The 14,431-nt window shown below is 53.1% G+C and carries 16 protein-coding genes, 2 tRNA genes and 1 pseudogene; 10 read left to right on the plus strand and 9 right to left on the minus strand.

Annotation, left to right across the window (positions count from 1 at the left end):
• The first annotated feature begins 52 nt into the window (after positions 1–52).
• Both ACAF76_RS06080 and fabI read left to right on the plus strand, forming a co-directional pair.
• A complete protein-coding gene (locus ACAF76_RS06080; protein ID WP_400164827.1) occupies positions 53–202 on the plus strand; it encodes a hypothetical protein in 150 nt (49 codons plus the stop codon).
• Between the two features lie 100 nt (positions 203–302).
• The gene (gene fabI, locus ACAF76_RS06085; RefSeq protein WP_400164828.1) at positions 303–1,076 is read left to right on the plus strand and encodes an enoyl-ACP reductase FabI; all 774 of its coding nucleotides are present in this window, start codon (positions 303–305) and stop codon (positions 1,074–1,076) included.
• Positions 1,077–1,223: 147 nt separating this feature from the next.
• On the opposite strand, the gene ACAF76_RS06090 is transcribed toward fabI, so the two are convergent.
• Both ACAF76_RS06090 and ACAF76_RS06095 read right to left on the minus strand, forming a co-directional pair.
• On the minus strand, positions 1,224–3,602 hold the full coding sequence (locus tag ACAF76_RS06090; RefSeq protein ID WP_400164847.1) for a UvrD-helicase domain-containing protein: 2,379 nt from the start codon (positions 3,600–3,602) through the stop codon (positions 1,224–1,226).
• Positions 3,603–3,694: 92 nt separating this feature from the next.
• Positions 3,695–5,080, minus strand: a complete 1,386-nt coding sequence (locus ACAF76_RS06095) for a hemolysin family protein (RefSeq protein ID WP_400164829.1) — start codon at positions 5,078–5,080, stop codon at positions 3,695–3,697.
• 232 nt (positions 5,081–5,312) lie between these two features.
• On the opposite strand from ACAF76_RS06095, the gene ACAF76_RS06100 reads away from it, so the two are divergent.
• Positions 5,313–5,978 carry a YitT family protein gene (locus ACAF76_RS06100; RefSeq protein WP_400164830.1) on the plus strand — a complete coding sequence of 222 codons (666 nt, stop codon included), beginning with the start codon at positions 5,313–5,315 and terminating at the stop codon, positions 5,976–5,978.
• A 15-nt stretch (positions 5,979–5,993) separates the two neighbouring features.
• On the plus strand, positions 5,994–6,935 hold the full coding sequence (locus ACAF76_RS06105) for an MBL fold metallo-hydrolase (RefSeq protein ID WP_400164831.1): 942 nt from the start codon (positions 5,994–5,996) through the stop codon (positions 6,933–6,935).
• Here ACAF76_RS06105 and ACAF76_RS06110 read toward each other — a convergent pair.
• Positions 6,902–7,267: a hypothetical protein gene (locus tag ACAF76_RS06110; protein WP_400164832.1), complete on the minus strand. Its 366-nt coding sequence runs from the start codon at positions 7,265–7,267 to the stop codon at positions 6,902–6,904. The genes ACAF76_RS06105 and ACAF76_RS06110 overlap by 34 nt on opposite strands.
• 110 nt (positions 7,268–7,377) lie before the next feature.
• Here ACAF76_RS06110 and ACAF76_RS06115 point away from each other — a divergent pair, with 110 nt between their 5' ends.
• Positions 7,378–8,223 (plus strand): PHP domain-containing protein, encoded by an 846-nt coding sequence (locus tag ACAF76_RS06115; protein WP_400164833.1) that lies wholly within the window; start codon positions 7,378–7,380, stop codon positions 8,221–8,223.
• A gap of 105 nt (positions 8,224–8,328) precedes the next feature.
• Here ACAF76_RS06115 and ACAF76_RS06120 read toward each other — a convergent pair whose 3' ends face one another.
• Positions 8,329–8,778, minus strand: a complete 450-nt coding sequence (locus ACAF76_RS06120) for a GNAT family N-acetyltransferase (RefSeq protein WP_400164834.1) — start codon at positions 8,776–8,778, stop codon at positions 8,329–8,331.
• 57 nt (positions 8,779–8,835) lie between these two features.
• On the minus strand, positions 8,836–9,345 hold the full coding sequence (locus ACAF76_RS06125) for a YjcG family protein (RefSeq protein WP_400164835.1): 510 nt from the start codon (positions 9,343–9,345) through the stop codon (positions 8,836–8,838).
• A 134-nt stretch (positions 9,346–9,479) separates the two neighbouring features.
• Here ACAF76_RS06125 and ACAF76_RS06130 point away from each other — a divergent pair, with 134 nt between their 5' ends.
• Entirely contained in the window at positions 9,480–9,653 is a 174-nt protein-coding gene (locus tag ACAF76_RS06130) for a hypothetical protein (protein ID WP_400164836.1), read from the plus strand.
• A 2-nt stretch (positions 9,654–9,655) separates the two neighbouring features.
• Here ACAF76_RS06130 and ACAF76_RS06135 read toward each other — a convergent pair whose 3' ends face one another.
• Entirely contained in the window at positions 9,656–10,360 is a 705-nt protein-coding gene (locus ACAF76_RS06135; protein ID WP_400164837.1) for an alpha/beta hydrolase, read from the minus strand.
• 222 nt (positions 10,361–10,582) lie between these two features.
• Between ACAF76_RS06135 and ACAF76_RS06140 the strand changes: the two genes are divergently transcribed.
• The 3 genes from ACAF76_RS06140 (at position 10,583) to ACAF76_RS06150 (ending at position 11,674) form a co-directional block, all read left to right on the plus strand.
• Positions 10,583–11,158: a phosphatidylglycerophosphatase A gene (locus tag ACAF76_RS06140; protein WP_400164838.1), complete on the plus strand. Its 576-nt coding sequence runs from the start codon at positions 10,583–10,585 to the stop codon at positions 11,156–11,158.
• Between the two features lie 325 nt (positions 11,159–11,483).
• Positions 11,484–11,560 (plus strand) — tRNA-Ile (locus ACAF76_RS06145).
• Between the two features lie 38 nt (positions 11,561–11,598).
• Positions 11,599–11,674: transfer RNA gene (locus tag ACAF76_RS06150), tRNA-Val, on the plus strand.
• A gap of 125 nt (positions 11,675–11,799) precedes the next feature.
• Here the strand turns inward: ACAF76_RS06150 and ACAF76_RS06155 are convergent.
• The 3 genes and pseudogenes from ACAF76_RS06155 to ACAF76_RS06165 all read right to left on the minus strand — a co-directional run bounded on the left by ACAF76_RS06155 (position 11,800) and on the right by ACAF76_RS06165 (position 13,904).
• A pseudogene (locus ACAF76_RS06155) lies at positions 11,800–12,929 on the minus strand (tyrosine-type recombinase/integrase).
• A 79-nt stretch (positions 12,930–13,008) separates the two neighbouring features.
• On the minus strand, positions 13,009–13,440 hold the full coding sequence (locus ACAF76_RS06160; protein WP_400164839.1) for an ImmA/IrrE family metallo-endopeptidase: 432 nt from the start codon (positions 13,438–13,440) through the stop codon (positions 13,009–13,011).
• A 20-nt stretch (positions 13,441–13,460) separates the two neighbouring features.
• Positions 13,461–13,904 carry a helix-turn-helix domain-containing protein gene (locus ACAF76_RS06165; protein WP_400164840.1) on the minus strand — a complete coding sequence of 148 codons (444 nt, stop codon included), beginning with the start codon at positions 13,902–13,904 and terminating at the stop codon, positions 13,461–13,463.
• A gap of 187 nt (positions 13,905–14,091) precedes the next feature.
• Here ACAF76_RS06165 and ACAF76_RS06170 point away from each other — a divergent pair, with 187 nt between their 5' ends.
• The gene (locus tag ACAF76_RS06170; protein ID WP_400164841.1) at positions 14,092–14,427 is read left to right on the plus strand and encodes a hypothetical protein; all 336 of its coding nucleotides are present in this window, start codon (positions 14,092–14,094) and stop codon (positions 14,425–14,427) included.
• Positions 14,428–14,431 lie beyond the last annotated feature (4 nt).

Raw genomic sequence — 14,431 nt, forward strand, 5'->3', positions numbered from 1 at the left:
GCCAGTCTAGGAGAAGGTAGGAAAACCAGCGGGAAGGGAGTACAAGCAATCGATGACACAGCGTGAAGCGAGCGGTCCGCTCGAGGAAACAAAGCAGATACAGGCGGAATTTCCCGCATCGGGGACACCGGCAAACCCATTGGATGGAGAGTGGCTGCCGCTCTCTCCGGGGGAAGACCCTCTCTTTCGGGAAGCGGATTAGGCAGACACAGGCTTTTTTCCGATTCTCTGATTGACTATCGAATCGATGGACAAGATCAGGTATAATGTCAGGAGAATGCTGGAAAGGAGCAGATACATAGATGACTGCATTGCTGCAAGGAAAAAATATCGTAATCATGGGAGTGGCAAACCACCGCAGTATCGCCTGGGGAATCGCCCAGTCGCTGCACAGCGCGGGAGCCAACCTGATTTTTACCTATCAAGGGGAGCGTCTGCGTGAAAACGTGGAGAAGCTGACCGAAACTTTGGGCGGAGAGTCGCTTTTGGTCAACTGCGATGTGACCAAGGACGAGGACGTGGAAGCGGCTTTTGCCACGATCAAGGAAAAAGTCGGCGTCATCCACGGCATCGCGCACTGCATCGCCTTCGCCAAGACAGAGGAGCTGGATGGCGAATACGTGAACACGTCGCGCGAAGGGTATGCCCTGGCGCAAGACATCAGCGCCTACTCGCTGGTAGCTGTCTCGCGTGCTGCTCGTCCATTGATGACAGAAGGCGGAAGCATCGTGACGATGACGTATCTGGGCGGAGAGCGCGTGATCCAGAACTACAATGTGATGGGTGTCGCCAAAGCCGCACTGGACGCTTCCGTACGCTACCTGGCAAACGACCTGGGCAAGGACAATATTCGCGTTAACGCGATTTCCGCAGGTCCGATCCGTACGCTTGCTGCCAAGGGTATCCGCAATTTCAACGCAGTGCTCAAGGAGATCGAAGAAAAGGCTCCGCTGCGCCGCACGATCGACCAATCAGACGTCGGCGACACTGCATTGTTCCTGTTCAGCCACCTGTCCCGCGGCATCACCGGGGAAATTTTGCACGTGGATGCAGGCTACAGCATTCGCGGGTACTAGGAAAATCGCATAGAGAGTGAATAGAAAACTCCCTCGCCGCGCATGTTAGGACTATCTAGCATGTGAAGGAGGGAGTTTTTTATGAGTTTGCCGATTATTTCCAATATGGAAGAGATGATGCTGTATCTGGGATACGGCTTGCCATATTTACCGCCCCATTTCGCTGATGAAGCGGGAAGCCCGGGTCTTGCGCCCGAAGCGCTCGCGGGGGATGCCGATGCTCACGCTGAGCCGGGCACGGGTAATGGCTACGTATAACAGCCTGCGTTCTTCCTCGAGAGCGGCGTGGTCCCCTTTGCGCAGCTCGTCCAGGGTGTATTCGTGAGGAAGAGCGCCCTCTACCAGATCGGGTAAAAAGACGTGGTCGTACTCAAGCCCTTTTGCCCGGTGAATACTGAGAACATGGACTGCCTCATCAGGGAGTGGACGATTGCTGCGCCACTCTTTTTCCTGTTGGCTCATCTGTTCGACGTAGCGCAGGAAGGCTGGAATCGTAGCGTGTCGTTTGGCCATGCTGACGATTTGCTGCAGCTCGTCGCTCCAGCGTTCCCGGCCATTTTCCCGGTCCTTTGCCCGTTTTTTCAGGTACTCGCGTAGCCTGCCGTCCTCGTACACCAGTTCGAGTGCCTGGGCGGGGGAGGCGTCTTTTGCGTCCGCCAGAATCTCGACGAGCTTTTCCAGATGCTTGCGCTGAAACGGCTTCAACTGCGGCAGCCGCGGGAGGATGTGCAAAATCGGCGTATCCTCCAGAATCGCCTGGCTCCTGATCGTGTTCCACAGCTCTTGCGACAGGTACAAGGTGGGCAATACATCCCGCAGCGCATCGGTATCGTCCGGGTTGATGGCGAGGCGCAGGTAGGCGAGTGTCCAGCGCACCGTCTGCCGCTGGTAAAAGGAGTCCTCCTCCTGTGTGTAGTGAAACGGGATGCCAGCCTCACTCAAGCGCTCCAAAATCGGGCGGGCCGATTCGCTCGTGCGAAACAAAATGGCGCAGCTGCCGTAAGCGACACCCTGGCTTTTGCGGTAGACAATCTCGTCGGCGATGCGAGAAGCCTGTTCTTCTTCGTCGTCTGTCTCGAACAGGTAGGCTTCCCCTTCCTCGTGGTGGAAGCTGCGGCACTCTTTTTCCCAGCGCGCGCGATTGTTCCCGATCAGTGAATAGCTGAGTCCGATGATCGAGGTGTGGGAGCGGTAATTCACTTCCAGCGTGATCGATTTGGCCTCGGGGTAATCGCGGGTAAAGCCGAGAATAAAATGCGGATTGCTGCCGCGGAAGCCGTAGATGGACTGGTCGTCGTCGCCGATCACACAGAGGTTGTCCTGCGGTGCGGCCAACAGTTTGACTGTCTCGTACTGGATGCGGTTAATATCCTGAAACTCGTCGATCATAATGTGCGTGATCCGCTCCTGGTACCGGCGCAGCAGTTGCGGATCGTTGCGGAGCATTTCGTAGCAGCCGATCAGCATGTCGTCAAAGTCGAAGCAGCCTTGCTTTTGCTTGGCTTGCTCGTACAGCGGGTAGATTTCCTGGGCGAGCTTCTCGGCCGCATTGGCCGGATGCATGCGCGCTGCTTCACCAGGCAGTATGTACTCGTTTTTCCAGCGGCTGACGATAGCCAGCGCTTCGAGGATTTCGCTCTCCTTTTTGCCGAGCAGCTCGTCATGTCCGGACAGCACGCCCGTCTCGCGCAGCAAGCGCCATTTTTGCCATTCCTTTTTCAACAGGCTGTTCTGGTCCCAGCGCTCCGGCTGATGGTGCAACAGCATGCGGAAAAAGATGCTGTGAAAAGTTCCGGCGACCAGCTCTCCGGCCTGGCGGGGAGGAAGTTCCCGGGCGATGCGCTGCTTCATTTCCTCGGCGGCCTTGGTCGTAAAGGTGACGACCATGATCTGGCGTGGCTGTACGCCGGCGTGCCGGATGAGATGGACGGTTCGCGCCGTCATCACGCGGGTCTTGCCGCTGCCGGCTCCAGCGAGAATCAGCAGCGGACCGTCTGTCGTCAGCACGGCCTTTTTTTGATTCGGATGGAGAGGCTCGTCCTGCCGGGTTGGCTCAGCCGATTGAATCGGTTTGCGAGGGGTCAGCCGTTTGCGAAAAACAGGCGGCTTGGGTACGGCGGCGGGCGCAATTGCCGTCCCTGTACCGATCGCTCTGTTTTTGGGCAGGCGAAAGGAACCGCTCTGTACATCGGCAGGCTCGTTATCCTCCGCGATGCTACTGGCTGCGCCGCTGTCGCCATCATCGTCTGTCTCGCCTGCAGCAGCCGGGGCAGGCAAGACGGCTGTGGCGGCTGCGATTTCCGCCTGTACGTCCGCCGGGATTTCCTCAGTCGGCGCCGGGCACATGCTGTCTGCAGGATGGAGAAAATGCGGCTCAAAGCTGACTCCTGCCATCAGGCGAAGCGGTGCTGCACAGGCCGGACAGGTGATTTTGCCTTGCAGTGCGGCAAGTCGCCAGGCAGGCAAGCGGTGGTATGTATCGGGCTGCAACAGGATGGGCTGATTCTCGTATAAGGCGTATTTCATCATTTCAGTTGGAATCGCTCCTCCCATGTATGTAAGAAGTATGCAAGAAGAAAAGCCCCCTGGCTGCAGGGGACAGACGTATGGATGTCGCATCAGGAACGTGCCGGAAGAAGCGGAGATTGCTCAGTGACAGCGGGCAACGAGACGTCAGCAGGCTGTTCGCCATGGCGGACGACACTGATCGTTACGCGGGTGATGCGATGCTGCTCCCACTCGCTGACCGTAAAGCGGTAGCCCTCATAGGTCACGGAGCTGTTTTCTTCCACAACGCCGCTCAATTGATTGTATAGCCATCCGGCAACGGTGTCTACTTCAGCGGAGGAAACGTCAATGTCAATGTACCGGCTTAGTTGGGACAGCAAGGTTTTGCCGGAGACGGAAAGCGAGGTGGTGGAGGTCCACTCGATCTCTGGCCGCACATCCACGTCGAATTCATCCTGGATGTCGCCGACGATTTCCTCCAAAATGTCTTCCATCGTCAGCAGACCGGCAGTCCCGCCGTACTCGTCGATGACGATTGCCAACTGGCAGCGCTCCTTTTGCATCAGGTGCAGGACATGGCTGATCTCCATCGTCTCCGGTACGGTCAATAGCGGCCGCAGCAGATTTTTCAGATTGGCCTGGCCGTTCGTCAAGGCAGCCAGGTAAAAATCGGAAGCGTGGACAAAGCCGATCAGATTGTCCTTGTCATCTTGTGCGACGGGAAAGCGGGAGTGGCGGGATTCGCGAATCACTTCCAGACATTTTTCAAAGCTGTAGTCGTCGTACAGGCATGTCATGTCGATGCGCGGTATCATGATTTCCCGGGCAAGGCGTTCGGAAAACATAAAGATCTTGTCGACGAGAGCAAGCTCGGTCTGGTCAATGTGGCCACTCTGGTGGCTTAGGCTGACCAACTGGCGCAATTCTTCTTCCGTATGGGCCGGCGTTGGTTCCATGGCGGCATCGATGCCCATTTTACGCAGCACAAACGTACTGCTGCGATGCACCATCCAGACAAGCGGACGGAAGAATTTCGTAAAGATCAGCAATGGACCGGCTACCCATAGCGATGTCGCTTCTGCTTTTTGCATCGCAACCGACTTCGGCGTCAATTCTGCAAAGACGACGTGTACACACACAATGGCTACAAAGGCGAGGACCACCGAAAGCGGTCCGTTCAGATCGGCGGGAAGATGCAGATAGGCCAACAAGGGCTGAAGAAACCGGGCGACTGTCTGGCCGCCAATCCAGCCGAGGGCCAGTGTTGCCGCCGTAATCCCGAGTTGGCAAGCAGACAGGCAGAGATCCAGTTGGCGCGTCACGTTTTGCGCATATCTGGCCCTGACCGCATTTCCTTCATTGGCGAGTTGAGTGAGACGTGTTTGGCGAACCTTGACCAGCGCGAATTCTGCTGCGACGAAGAAAGCATTCCCCACGATCAAACAAGCAATCAGCAGCAGATTCAGGGCAAATTCCCCGTTCGGACTCTCCTCCAAGCACCTCTCCAATACCCATGATAGGGACTATTGGAGAACTCACCTCCCTGCACGTAAATGTACTTCAATGTACGCGAAGGGGCGCCGAAACATTCATATGTCCTGCTAGAGGCTAGTATACCAACTTCCTGAAGAAGCCGTCAAAACGCAGACAGCCGCTTCCCTGGACATACCCGTATCCTCGCTGTCATACACATATACGGGCATATGTTTGCTGGGGGAGGGGGACGGAATGTACTGGCTGCACAAAACGGTTGCCGTACTGGCGGGGAGTCTGCTGGTCGCTGTCGGTGTCAATCTGTTTCTCGTTCCGCACCGGCTGATGGATGGGGGCATGATCGGGATCGGCCTGTTGGCAGCGTACTACGTCCAGCTTCCGCCAGGTCTGGTGATGATCGCTGTCAGCATCCCGGTGTTTCTGCTCGTCTTTTTCTATGATCGCTCGCTTTTCTACCACAGTTTTCACGGAATGTTGATTTCTTCTTTTTTTATCGATATATGCTCGTTTTTGCGCAGCTACAATGTATGGAGCCTGCCCAATTCGGCGGTGATAGGGGGAATTTTGATCGGCATCGGCATCGGTCTGATGCTTGCCTATGACAGCAATACAGGGGGAACGGACCTGCTCGCGCAATTTCTCGCTCGCCGCTTTGCCGTGCCCGTCGCCTTGCTGATTTTGGCGATCGACGGCCTGATTGTCGGGCTGTCGCTGCAGGCGATTGGCGTGGAGCAGACGGTGTTTTCGCTGTTTACGATCGTCGCTGTCGCTGCGACGACACACATGTTCAGCGGACTGAACCGCCCGCGTCCGCCTTATCGCGTAATCGGTCCGCTGGGCAAGGCGCTTGCAGGGAGGGAACGGGGAAAAAATGGAGAAAAGGTAGTAGGAAATAGATGAAATGAGGGCTGCAATGTGTCTACCCATACCCCTGTTATGGTCACGGAGCGTGTCGGCTATTTTCCCGGTCACGTCAATATTGGCCTCGTCGTCGGCAACACCGGCGCGATCCTGATTGACTCCGGACTCGATACGCAAACCGCCAAGAAAATCAAAAAAGGGCTGGATGCGATCACCCAGCCACTGACTGCAATTGTGCAAACACATGCTCATGCCGACCATTTTGGCGGCAATGCTTACTTGTTGGACTGCTGGCCTGAGGCGAAGGTATACGCACCTCCTTTGGAAGAAGCGGTGATCCGCAATCCGATCCTGGAGCCGATCTACCTGAACCTGGGGGCAGAACCGCTCGACGATCTGCGCAACAAATTTTTGCTGGCCCAGCCTTCCCGGGTGGACGACCTCCTCCCGCTGGAAGGGGATGTAGAAATCGACGGGATCACGCTGACCATTCTCTCCCTGCCTGGGCACAGCTGGCAGCAGGCGGGAATCGTATGCGATGACATCTGTTTTGCCGCGGACAGTTATTTGGGAGAGGAACTTCTGGCAAAGCACAAGCTCCCGTATCTCGTCGACGCCGGAAAAACATTGGATAGTCTGGATAGACTGCTTGCGAGCAGCTACAGCGGGTACCTGCCGGGACATGGCGTATTTGCCACCGCCGTCCATGATGTGCTGGAGAAAAACAAGGAATGGCATCTGCGGATCTATGATACGATTGAGGAGATTTTGCAGGTGGAGCATACACTCGAAGAAGCGCTGGCGCAGCTTTGCGAACGCGTCGGGATTGCGGTGGAGACCGTGTCCAGCTACGTGCTGTTTCGCTCGGCGTTCATGGGGTATCTAATCGGTCTGCATCGGGAAGGGCGCATCGGCTACCGTTTGTCGCAAAACCGCTGGCTGTGGCATGCCAGCGTCCGCGATCAGGTCGCGCCGCCGCTGGATGAGGAAAGGTAGTCTGCCACCTCTGCCAGTTTGTGCTCGGCAGCTTCACGGACAGCTTTGGGGATAAAAAACAACTCGTCGGACGGCGTGCCGAGGCAAAACTTTGCCTCCAGATAGGGATGCCCGAGTTTCACGGTCAGCTCTCCTTTTCCTGTGCTTTCGTTGGAGAGGCTGGTGGGAATGCGCAAAAAATAACTGCTGCTGCTGGCCGAGTCGTAGATGACGACATCGTATGTGGGCATGCCGACGCCCCCGGATCGTTGAAAGCCCTGTTGCCTCAACATTTTGTCGACATAGGAGAGGGACTGCACAAGACCGGTCAGGGTTTTGTTTTTTAACCGCATGGACATCCTCCTTGGCTTCCACCTTTTGGGAAAATGGGGTTGCTATCATCCTATGTGCGGCCTTATCAATTCAGACATGAGAAAACAAAAAGTACAGGAGGATCAAAAACATGAGCATACGTGCCGATTTGCACACCCATACGACTGCTTCAGACGGCACCTGCGAACCGTCTGAAAATGTGCGTATGGCCAAAGAGCAGGGGCTGGATGCGATCGCAATCACCGACCACGATACGGTAGCAGGCATTGCCGAGGCGATCGAAGCGGCTGCGAGGCTGGGGATCGAAGTCATTCCCGGCATAGAGGTGAGCTCGGTCGCCCGCGGGCAGGACATTCACGTCCTGGGTTACTTCGTCCCGTATGCGGATGCGGCCTTTCAGGAAAAGCTGGTCGGTCTGCGCGAGACGCGGCATGAGCGAAACAAGCTGCTGATCGCCCGTCTGCAGGAGCTCGGTATCGACATCAGCCTGGAAAATGTCTATTGCCGCAAGCAGGGCACGGACAAAAACATCGGACGTCCGCATATCGCCGAAGAACTGATCGAGCTGGGCGTCGTCAGCTCGATCGAGGAAGCATTTGCCAACTATTTGGGGAAGGAAGGGGCTGCGTACGTCAACCCTCCGCGCATTACACCGCAGCAGGCAATCAGCCTGATCAAGGAGGCAGGAGGCGTGGCTGTACTCGCTCATCCAGGGCTGTACGACGATGACGAGCTGGTGCAGGAGCTGATCGCCTACGGCCTGGACGGAATCGAGGTGTACCACCCGGACAACAGCCCCGATCAGCGGAAGAACTACCAGATGTGGGCAGAGCAGCACGGCCTGGTCGTCACAGGCGGCTCGGACTTTCACGGCTGGCGCGGCGAGGAGCCATTCCATGCGATGCTCGCAAGCCATGTCGCACCTGCGGACGCCGTAGCGAGATTGCAGGAGATTGCCCGGCAACGGAAATCGTAGAAGCTGAAGACGTCGCAGGAAAGGAAAAAGCTCCCCGTTTCGCCTAGCGAGCATGCAAAGCGAAATGGAGAGCTTTTTGTATGCGTCAAAACGGATGTGTGTCGATCACGCCAGCGTTTTCACCATGGCGATATGCTCAATGCCAGCGTCTTCAAACAGATCTCCGTACGGTTCGTACCCGAGCTTTTCGTAGAAGCGCTGGGCGTGCGTCTGGGCATTCAGCTTCAGGCTTTGAAAGCCTTCCTCACGGGCGACGTTTTCCATCTCCAGCATGATTTGCTTGCCCAATCCTGTGCCGCGCTCGCTTTCGAGGACAGCGACACGTTCCAATTTGCCGACTCCTGGCGCATACGGACGCAGACGGCTTGCCGCTACCGGCTGCTCACCCAGGTAGGCGACGAAGTGAATCGTCCCGCTGTCCAGTGTATCGTGCTCGTCAATTTCCAGATCGGCAGGAACGCCCTGTTCCTCGATAAAAACGGTCTTGCGCACGCTCATGGCGTCCCCCAACTGTTGCGAAGAAGCCACTTTGTGGATGTGGTACGGTTTGTTCATCAATGAGGCACGTCCTTTGGTATCGCTGTCTCCCGGTTTCGGTCGGTGGGGAAGCGTTTATTTGGATAGCAAAAACGTCTGGTAGACGCTCCAGATACCGTCTTCCAACTGGTAGACGAGGTGGAAGCGGTCCACTTCGGAAGTCAGGTCGAATTTCACCATGCTCAACTGGCTCGTTACGTCACGCAGCTCGTCGTCAGACAGATCGCGGCCAATCGTCAGGTGAGGCACGAAGGCGTACGTTTCCTTTTCGGATACACACCGTTCGGCGATTTTCTGGTGCAGCGCGGTAAACGGCTCCTTGTTTTGCACAGCCAAATAAATCACGTTGTTGGTCGGGTGAAAAGAGGAAACCCGGTGAAACTGGGCGGTAAAACTCTCGGTGGAGGAGGCTACCTGTTCCAAGTGCTCGACGAGGGCGGGCAGCTTGGACTCATCCAGTTCGAATGCTTCTTTCAGCCGAATGTAGGGCGGAATCAGTGCATACGCAGGATCATACCGTTTCCGATATGAATTCGCTACTTCTTGTACCTTGCTGGAAGGAAAAACTACGATACTGTACAACATCGAAAACCACTCCTCCTTTTCCTTCTCGAAAGCCTTATCAACCATGTATTTTATCAGAAAATTGGTCATTTGTGTAATTTTGGTGCGCAGCTCCGTATAGAATGGTTACCTCGGGAGAGACTGTATGTAAGGAGGTGGCATACAGTCTGTATACGGCCATGTTAATCACGTTTATTTTTCTCGTCCTGCTCTTATTGTCCGTGCTAACCTTCACCATCCTGACCGTCATCCGCAAAAGCGAGTTTGAAGATGGCGTGCTCGTAACTCCGCTCAAGGAAGAAGGTTCGCAAGAGGAACAGCCACGGTAAGTTTACCCGTATACTGCCTTCAGCATACGGGGCAGATTGGCTTGCCAGTGGCTCATCGCATGGTCACCCGCAAAGGTCTCATAGACCAGGGTGACCATTTTTTGTTGCAAAATGTCGCGCAGGGCTTCGTTGGCGCTGTACAGATCGAGCAAGCCTCGTTTCGTCTCTACGGCTCTCTCCTCTGTACCGACCTCCATATAGAGGAAAAGCGGTACTGAGATGTCGGTATCGGATACCCGCCGATTCAGCTCCGCGTCCATCGCCATCGATTGGCTCGCCACCTGTCCAAAGGTATGGGGATAGGCAAGCGCGGTGAACAGCGATACGACCGCACCGAGAGAGGCACCGACAAGCGTTCGGGCGCTGCCCAGAGGATGGGTGGCATAATGGGCATCCATGTAGTGCACGACTTCTTCTGCGAGAAAGCGGCGGTAGGCGAGATGCTCCGCTCCGTCCGGGTGGTAGCGGGCCATGCGCCGTTCCGTCTCGATCGGCAAAAAGACGCAGAGCAGTTCGGGTACCTCCTTTTGCCGGATCAACTCGTCGAGCAACGCTCCATGACGAAACATGGCCAGGTATCCTTCCCCGTCCTGCACGTAAAGAACCGAGTAGGAGTAGAGCGGTGAATACTGCTCAGGCGTGTACACGATCAGCTTTTCTGTCGTCCCCAGGTGGCGGCTGTCCAAGGCGATTTCGTTCAGTGGCAAGCGCGAGTCCTCCTTTTTGGCATTGTTTTGCAAATAGTATACAGGAAAGGCGGGAACATCATACTCGGTGTCGGTTGTCGGTGACACGGTCTGTTGCCGGACATACCTGCCTGAGGCAGTTTTCCAGCCGAGATTCCCAGCAAAATTGTCGCAAAATTACTACTGTATGATACTATGGAATAGATTCACTTCACAAGAATGGTGGAAGGGGATGTCACATCCATGAAGAATCAAGTACACAGCATTGAAGTCCGAAATGCTGCCCTCGCACGATTGGAAGAACGCGGAGTAACCATACACGATATTGCTGAGATCGTCTACGAAATGCAGGCGCCGTACCATCCCAACCTGACCCTGGAGCCATGCATCGAAAGCGTCAAGGCGGTACTGGAAAAACGGGAAATGCAGCATGCCATCCTCGTAGGTGTGGAATTGGACACGCTGGCGGAAAAAGGCTTGCTGTCCGAGCCACTGCAAACACTCATCGCCCAGGACGAAGGGCTGTTCGGCTGTGACGAAACCTTGGCCATCGGGTCCGTCTTCGCCTACGGAAGCATCGCCGTGACGACCTTTGGGCATCTGGACAAATATAAAATTGGCGTAATCAAGCGACTGGACACGAAGCTCGCGTCGGGACGTGTCCACACGTTTTTGGATGACCTCGTAGCCAGCGTGGCCGCCAACGCATCCAGCCGCATGGCGCACCGTCTGCGGGATGAGCAGGAAGCCGAAGCTGCGCGCCTGGAAGCGCTCAATGAGCTGCAAGTGAAAAAGGATGAGGAAGAACAGGCCGGGTAAGCGGGTAAGGGAGCAATCTGGACTGTTTGGTAGCCCGCTTGGGCGAGACTGGCTGTTCGTTTGAAGAGTTTTTTGCATACGAGTCTGTGTGAGTTGGAATGGTGCGGTACTGCTTGCAAACCGGAATGCGGCGGTACAGCACTTTTCCGAGCGGATTTTTGCAGAGGGGAGATGGATGGAACAGCGCTGTAAAGGCTTGAGGCTGCTTGTTTTTGGGGGGCTTTTTTATGTGGGTGAAAAAATTTACAAAAAATCGTTGTTTCCTCTTGAAATCATTTGAACGATCATGTATAGTATTATTTGTGATCGACGTCCGGTACGATTCGGGCCCTTAGCTCAGTTGGTCAGAGCGGTCGGCTCATAACCGATTGGTCGTAGGTTCGAGTCCTACAGGGCCCACCATTTAGCGCTGCGCTGGTGGTGACGATTTCATATGACATGATCCGGTAGCTCAGTTGGGAGAGCACCATCTTGACAGGGTGGGGGTCGCTGGTTCGAACCCAGTCCGGATCACCATAATACGAATGCTGAAACCCTTGAGAAATCAGGGTTTTTTCTTATTTTATCTTTTCCCACCCTGACAACATAGTGCCTCCATGTTGTCGCTTGACAACATTTTGACAACCTTTATTCGACTAAAGTCATTTGGAGCGCTTTTGTTTCATCATTTTCTCGAAGTTGTCAGCAGCATCTTTTTGCATATCTGGCATGACGTGGCTATATACGTCCATCGTAATTCCTACCCTACTATGACCAAGGCGTTCTGAAACAACTTTAGGATGTTCGCCTAGCTGTAGCAACATTGTGGCATGGGTATGGCGTAGATCATGGAAGCGAATATATGGCAGTCCGCTCCTTTTAATGATGCGTTCATAGTGGCGCAATAGGTTACGAGGATCTTGAGGCTTACCGTCATCATAGCAAACCACCAGATCGTGATCTTGGTATCCAGTACCGTATTGAATCCGAAGAGCGTTTTGTTTTGCTCTGTGAGATTTTAACTCTTTGACAACGAAGTGAGGTATTGCAATACGCCTCTTTGCACTTTTCGTCTTTGGTTCTTGAAAGATAATCCCCGAATTCGCGGGACGATAAAGAGTTTGTTGCACGCTGATTCGGGCCTGCTCGAAGTCGATGTCCTTCCAACGTAGTCCAAGAATTTCCCCACGGCGCATACCCGTATAAATTGCCAGGACGAATGCAATATAATACTTATCCTCCTTGGCATATGATAGGAACTCATTTGCTTGCTCAGCAGTCCAGGTGATAATTTCTTTCTGGGTAAGGCGTGGTGGTTCGACGTGATCCATGATGTTTTTGGGTATCAACTGCCATTTTACCGCCTGGTTTAACGCCTTGCTCAATACAGCATGTAGATACTTAATGTAATCCGCGGAAAGGCCCTCTTTTTGGAGATCAGTTAGGTATTTCGTTACATGTAACGGGGTAAGCTTGTCCAGTTCGTGATGGCCGAGCGCTGGACTGATCCGACTCCTTACAGCAATCTCGTGATTTGTATATGTGGATTGCCGTAGTCTCGTATTGGCGTAATTCTCCAGCCAAAACTCTAAGTAGCTGCCTAAAGTTTGTTTTTTAGAAATTACCAACTCGCCGCGTTCATACTGCGCAATCATCTCAGCACATGCAATTTCCGCTTCTTTTTTGTCTTAAAGCCAGAGCGGGTTATTTGACGTCGTTTACCAGTTTCATCAGTCCCCAAGGATACTGCGAATGACCAGGTACTTCCACGTTTTCTGAAATGTCCTTTCAATACAAACCATCCTTTCTACGAATAACAAGAATATATGTTTGATTTCAAGGTTACAAAGAACCTCGAAACGGAAAACCTATCAGATCTTCTTCAAGTGTGCCACGCCTTCCGGTACACCATAAATGGCAGCCACTTCGCGAATTGTGAAGTCAGTGTGCTGGTACTCGTATAGAATGCTGTCTGGCATTAAAAGTTCAACTGCAAATTCGTTTGCTTCCCTTTCAATCCGATCGATTGACTGGAAAGTATTAGCTCGCAAGAACGGTACATTAATCTTGGGGTGCAGAATGCGATGCCCGAGTTCGTGGGCAATGACAAATCTCTGCAGGTGCTCGTCTAGGTTACGATTAACGTGAATCATTGGGATGCGCTTACTCATGTTAAAGTAGCCCCAAATGTTTTTGAAATCTTCATATAGGATAAGAATGCCTTTCTGACTCGCAATGTACGCGGGTTCGTTGGTGCCATGTTGCTTGACGAGTCGTTGCACGATTTGCTTAATAAGCTGCATGTGTGCTTCTCCCCACCAAGTTATTTTCTGTATTTTTTTGGAGTGAATTTCTTCTTTGCAACCATTTTGGCAATCCTCAAGGAATTCTCCAGAGAAGAACGTAGAAGCTCGATTTCTTCTTCATCGATTGGATCACCGTGGAAGGCAAGCGCATGGTTGCTTTCAAGATCAGCCATGATGCGTTCCAGGTCTTTTACGATATCGCGTTCTTCTTTGGAGGTTAAGGCTGAGACATGAGTTTCAGAAGATCCTGGGATGGTTGGATCATCTGTACGACCAAGTAGATAGTCAGTTGTTGTGTGCAAAATATCTGCGATCTTCTGTAAATCATCGGACGAAGGAATAACACGATCGTTTTCAATGTGTCCAAAATTAGACCGACCCATCTCTAGTTCAGATGCTATTTCCTTTTGGGTCAAATTGCGGAGTTTACGAATTTCTCTAATACGACTACCAAGGGACATATTTAAACCCTCCAAATTTTTAAAAAAGGGTATTTAAAATACTTGACGGTATTTCAATATCCTCCCTTAGTACCAATACTTTCCTTAAAGTAAAACAAGCTTCCAATTAATTACAACCCCTTTTGCTTGCTTTTATTGGAATCGACAAGTAAAATACAAACAAATGTTCTTGTATCGGGTGGTAACTATGGAACCAGAGGATTTATTGCGTGAGTGGTTGCTGTGGCATCAAACGGTTGAGTATATCAAAGATGACTTAGCTCGAGTGGAATCATTGCCTACACTCAGACTCCCATTTGTCGCTGGTGCTATCGTTCGAAAGATTGGGAGTAGGGTATACGCTAAAGAGCAAGATGCGGTAAAGAAACTACGCGACAATCGTATCTGGATTAAGAAAGTGAAAACTGACAAGGGCGATGTTTTGGTCGCTTGGTCGTATCGTGGAAGCACAGATATTTTCCGCATACGTGAGTATGATCTGCGTCAACAGGTGCAGAAGAGGATAGTGAGTTACAGGCACTAATAAT

It is taken from the genome of Brevibacillus sp. TJ4, from assembly GCF_044627595.2.
Lineage (GTDB): Bacteria > Bacillota > Bacilli > Brevibacillales > Brevibacillaceae > Brevibacillus.

Excerpts from the sequence above, each read along its gene's own strand:
- ACAF76_RS06160 (WP_400164839.1), bottom strand. The coding sequence starts at position 13,440 with ATGCAGCTTATTAAGCAAATCGTGCAACGACTCGTCAAGCAACATGGC.
- ACAF76_RS06115 (WP_400164833.1), top strand. The coding sequence starts at position 7,378 with ATGAGCATACGTGCCGATTTGCACACCCATACGACTGCTTCAGACGGC.
- ACAF76_RS06080 (WP_400164827.1), top strand. The coding sequence starts at position 53 with ATGACACAGCGTGAAGCGAGCGGTCCGCTCGAGGAAACAAAGCAGATA.
- fabI (WP_400164828.1), top strand. The coding sequence starts at position 303 with ATGACTGCATTGCTGCAAGGAAAAAATATCGTAATCATGGGAGTGGCA.
- ACAF76_RS06170 (WP_400164841.1), top strand. The coding sequence starts at position 14,092 with ATGGAACCAGAGGATTTATTGCGTGAGTGGTTGCTGTGGCATCAAACG.
- ACAF76_RS06140 (WP_400164838.1), top strand. The coding sequence starts at position 10,583 with ATGAAGAATCAAGTACACAGCATTGAAGTCCGAAATGCTGCCCTCGCA.
- ACAF76_RS06125 (WP_400164835.1), bottom strand. The coding sequence starts at position 9,345 with ATGTTGTACAGTATCGTAGTTTTTCCTTCCAGCAAGGTACAAGAAGTA.
- ACAF76_RS06110 (WP_400164832.1), bottom strand. The coding sequence starts at position 7,267 with ATGCGGTTAAAAAACAAAACCCTGACCGGTCTTGTGCAGTCCCTCTCC.
- ACAF76_RS06165 (WP_400164840.1), bottom strand. The coding sequence starts at position 13,904 with ATGTCCCTTGGTAGTCGTATTAGAGAAATTCGTAAACTCCGCAATTTG.
- ACAF76_RS06090 (WP_400164847.1), bottom strand. The coding sequence starts at position 3,602 with ATGAAATACGCCTTATACGAGAATCAGCCCATCCTGTTGCAGCCCGAT.
- ACAF76_RS06120 (WP_400164834.1), bottom strand. The coding sequence starts at position 8,778 with ATGAACAAACCGTACCACATCCACAAAGTGGCTTCTTCGCAACAGTTG.
- ACAF76_RS06100 (WP_400164830.1), top strand. The coding sequence starts at position 5,313 with ATGTACTGGCTGCACAAAACGGTTGCCGTACTGGCGGGGAGTCTGCTG.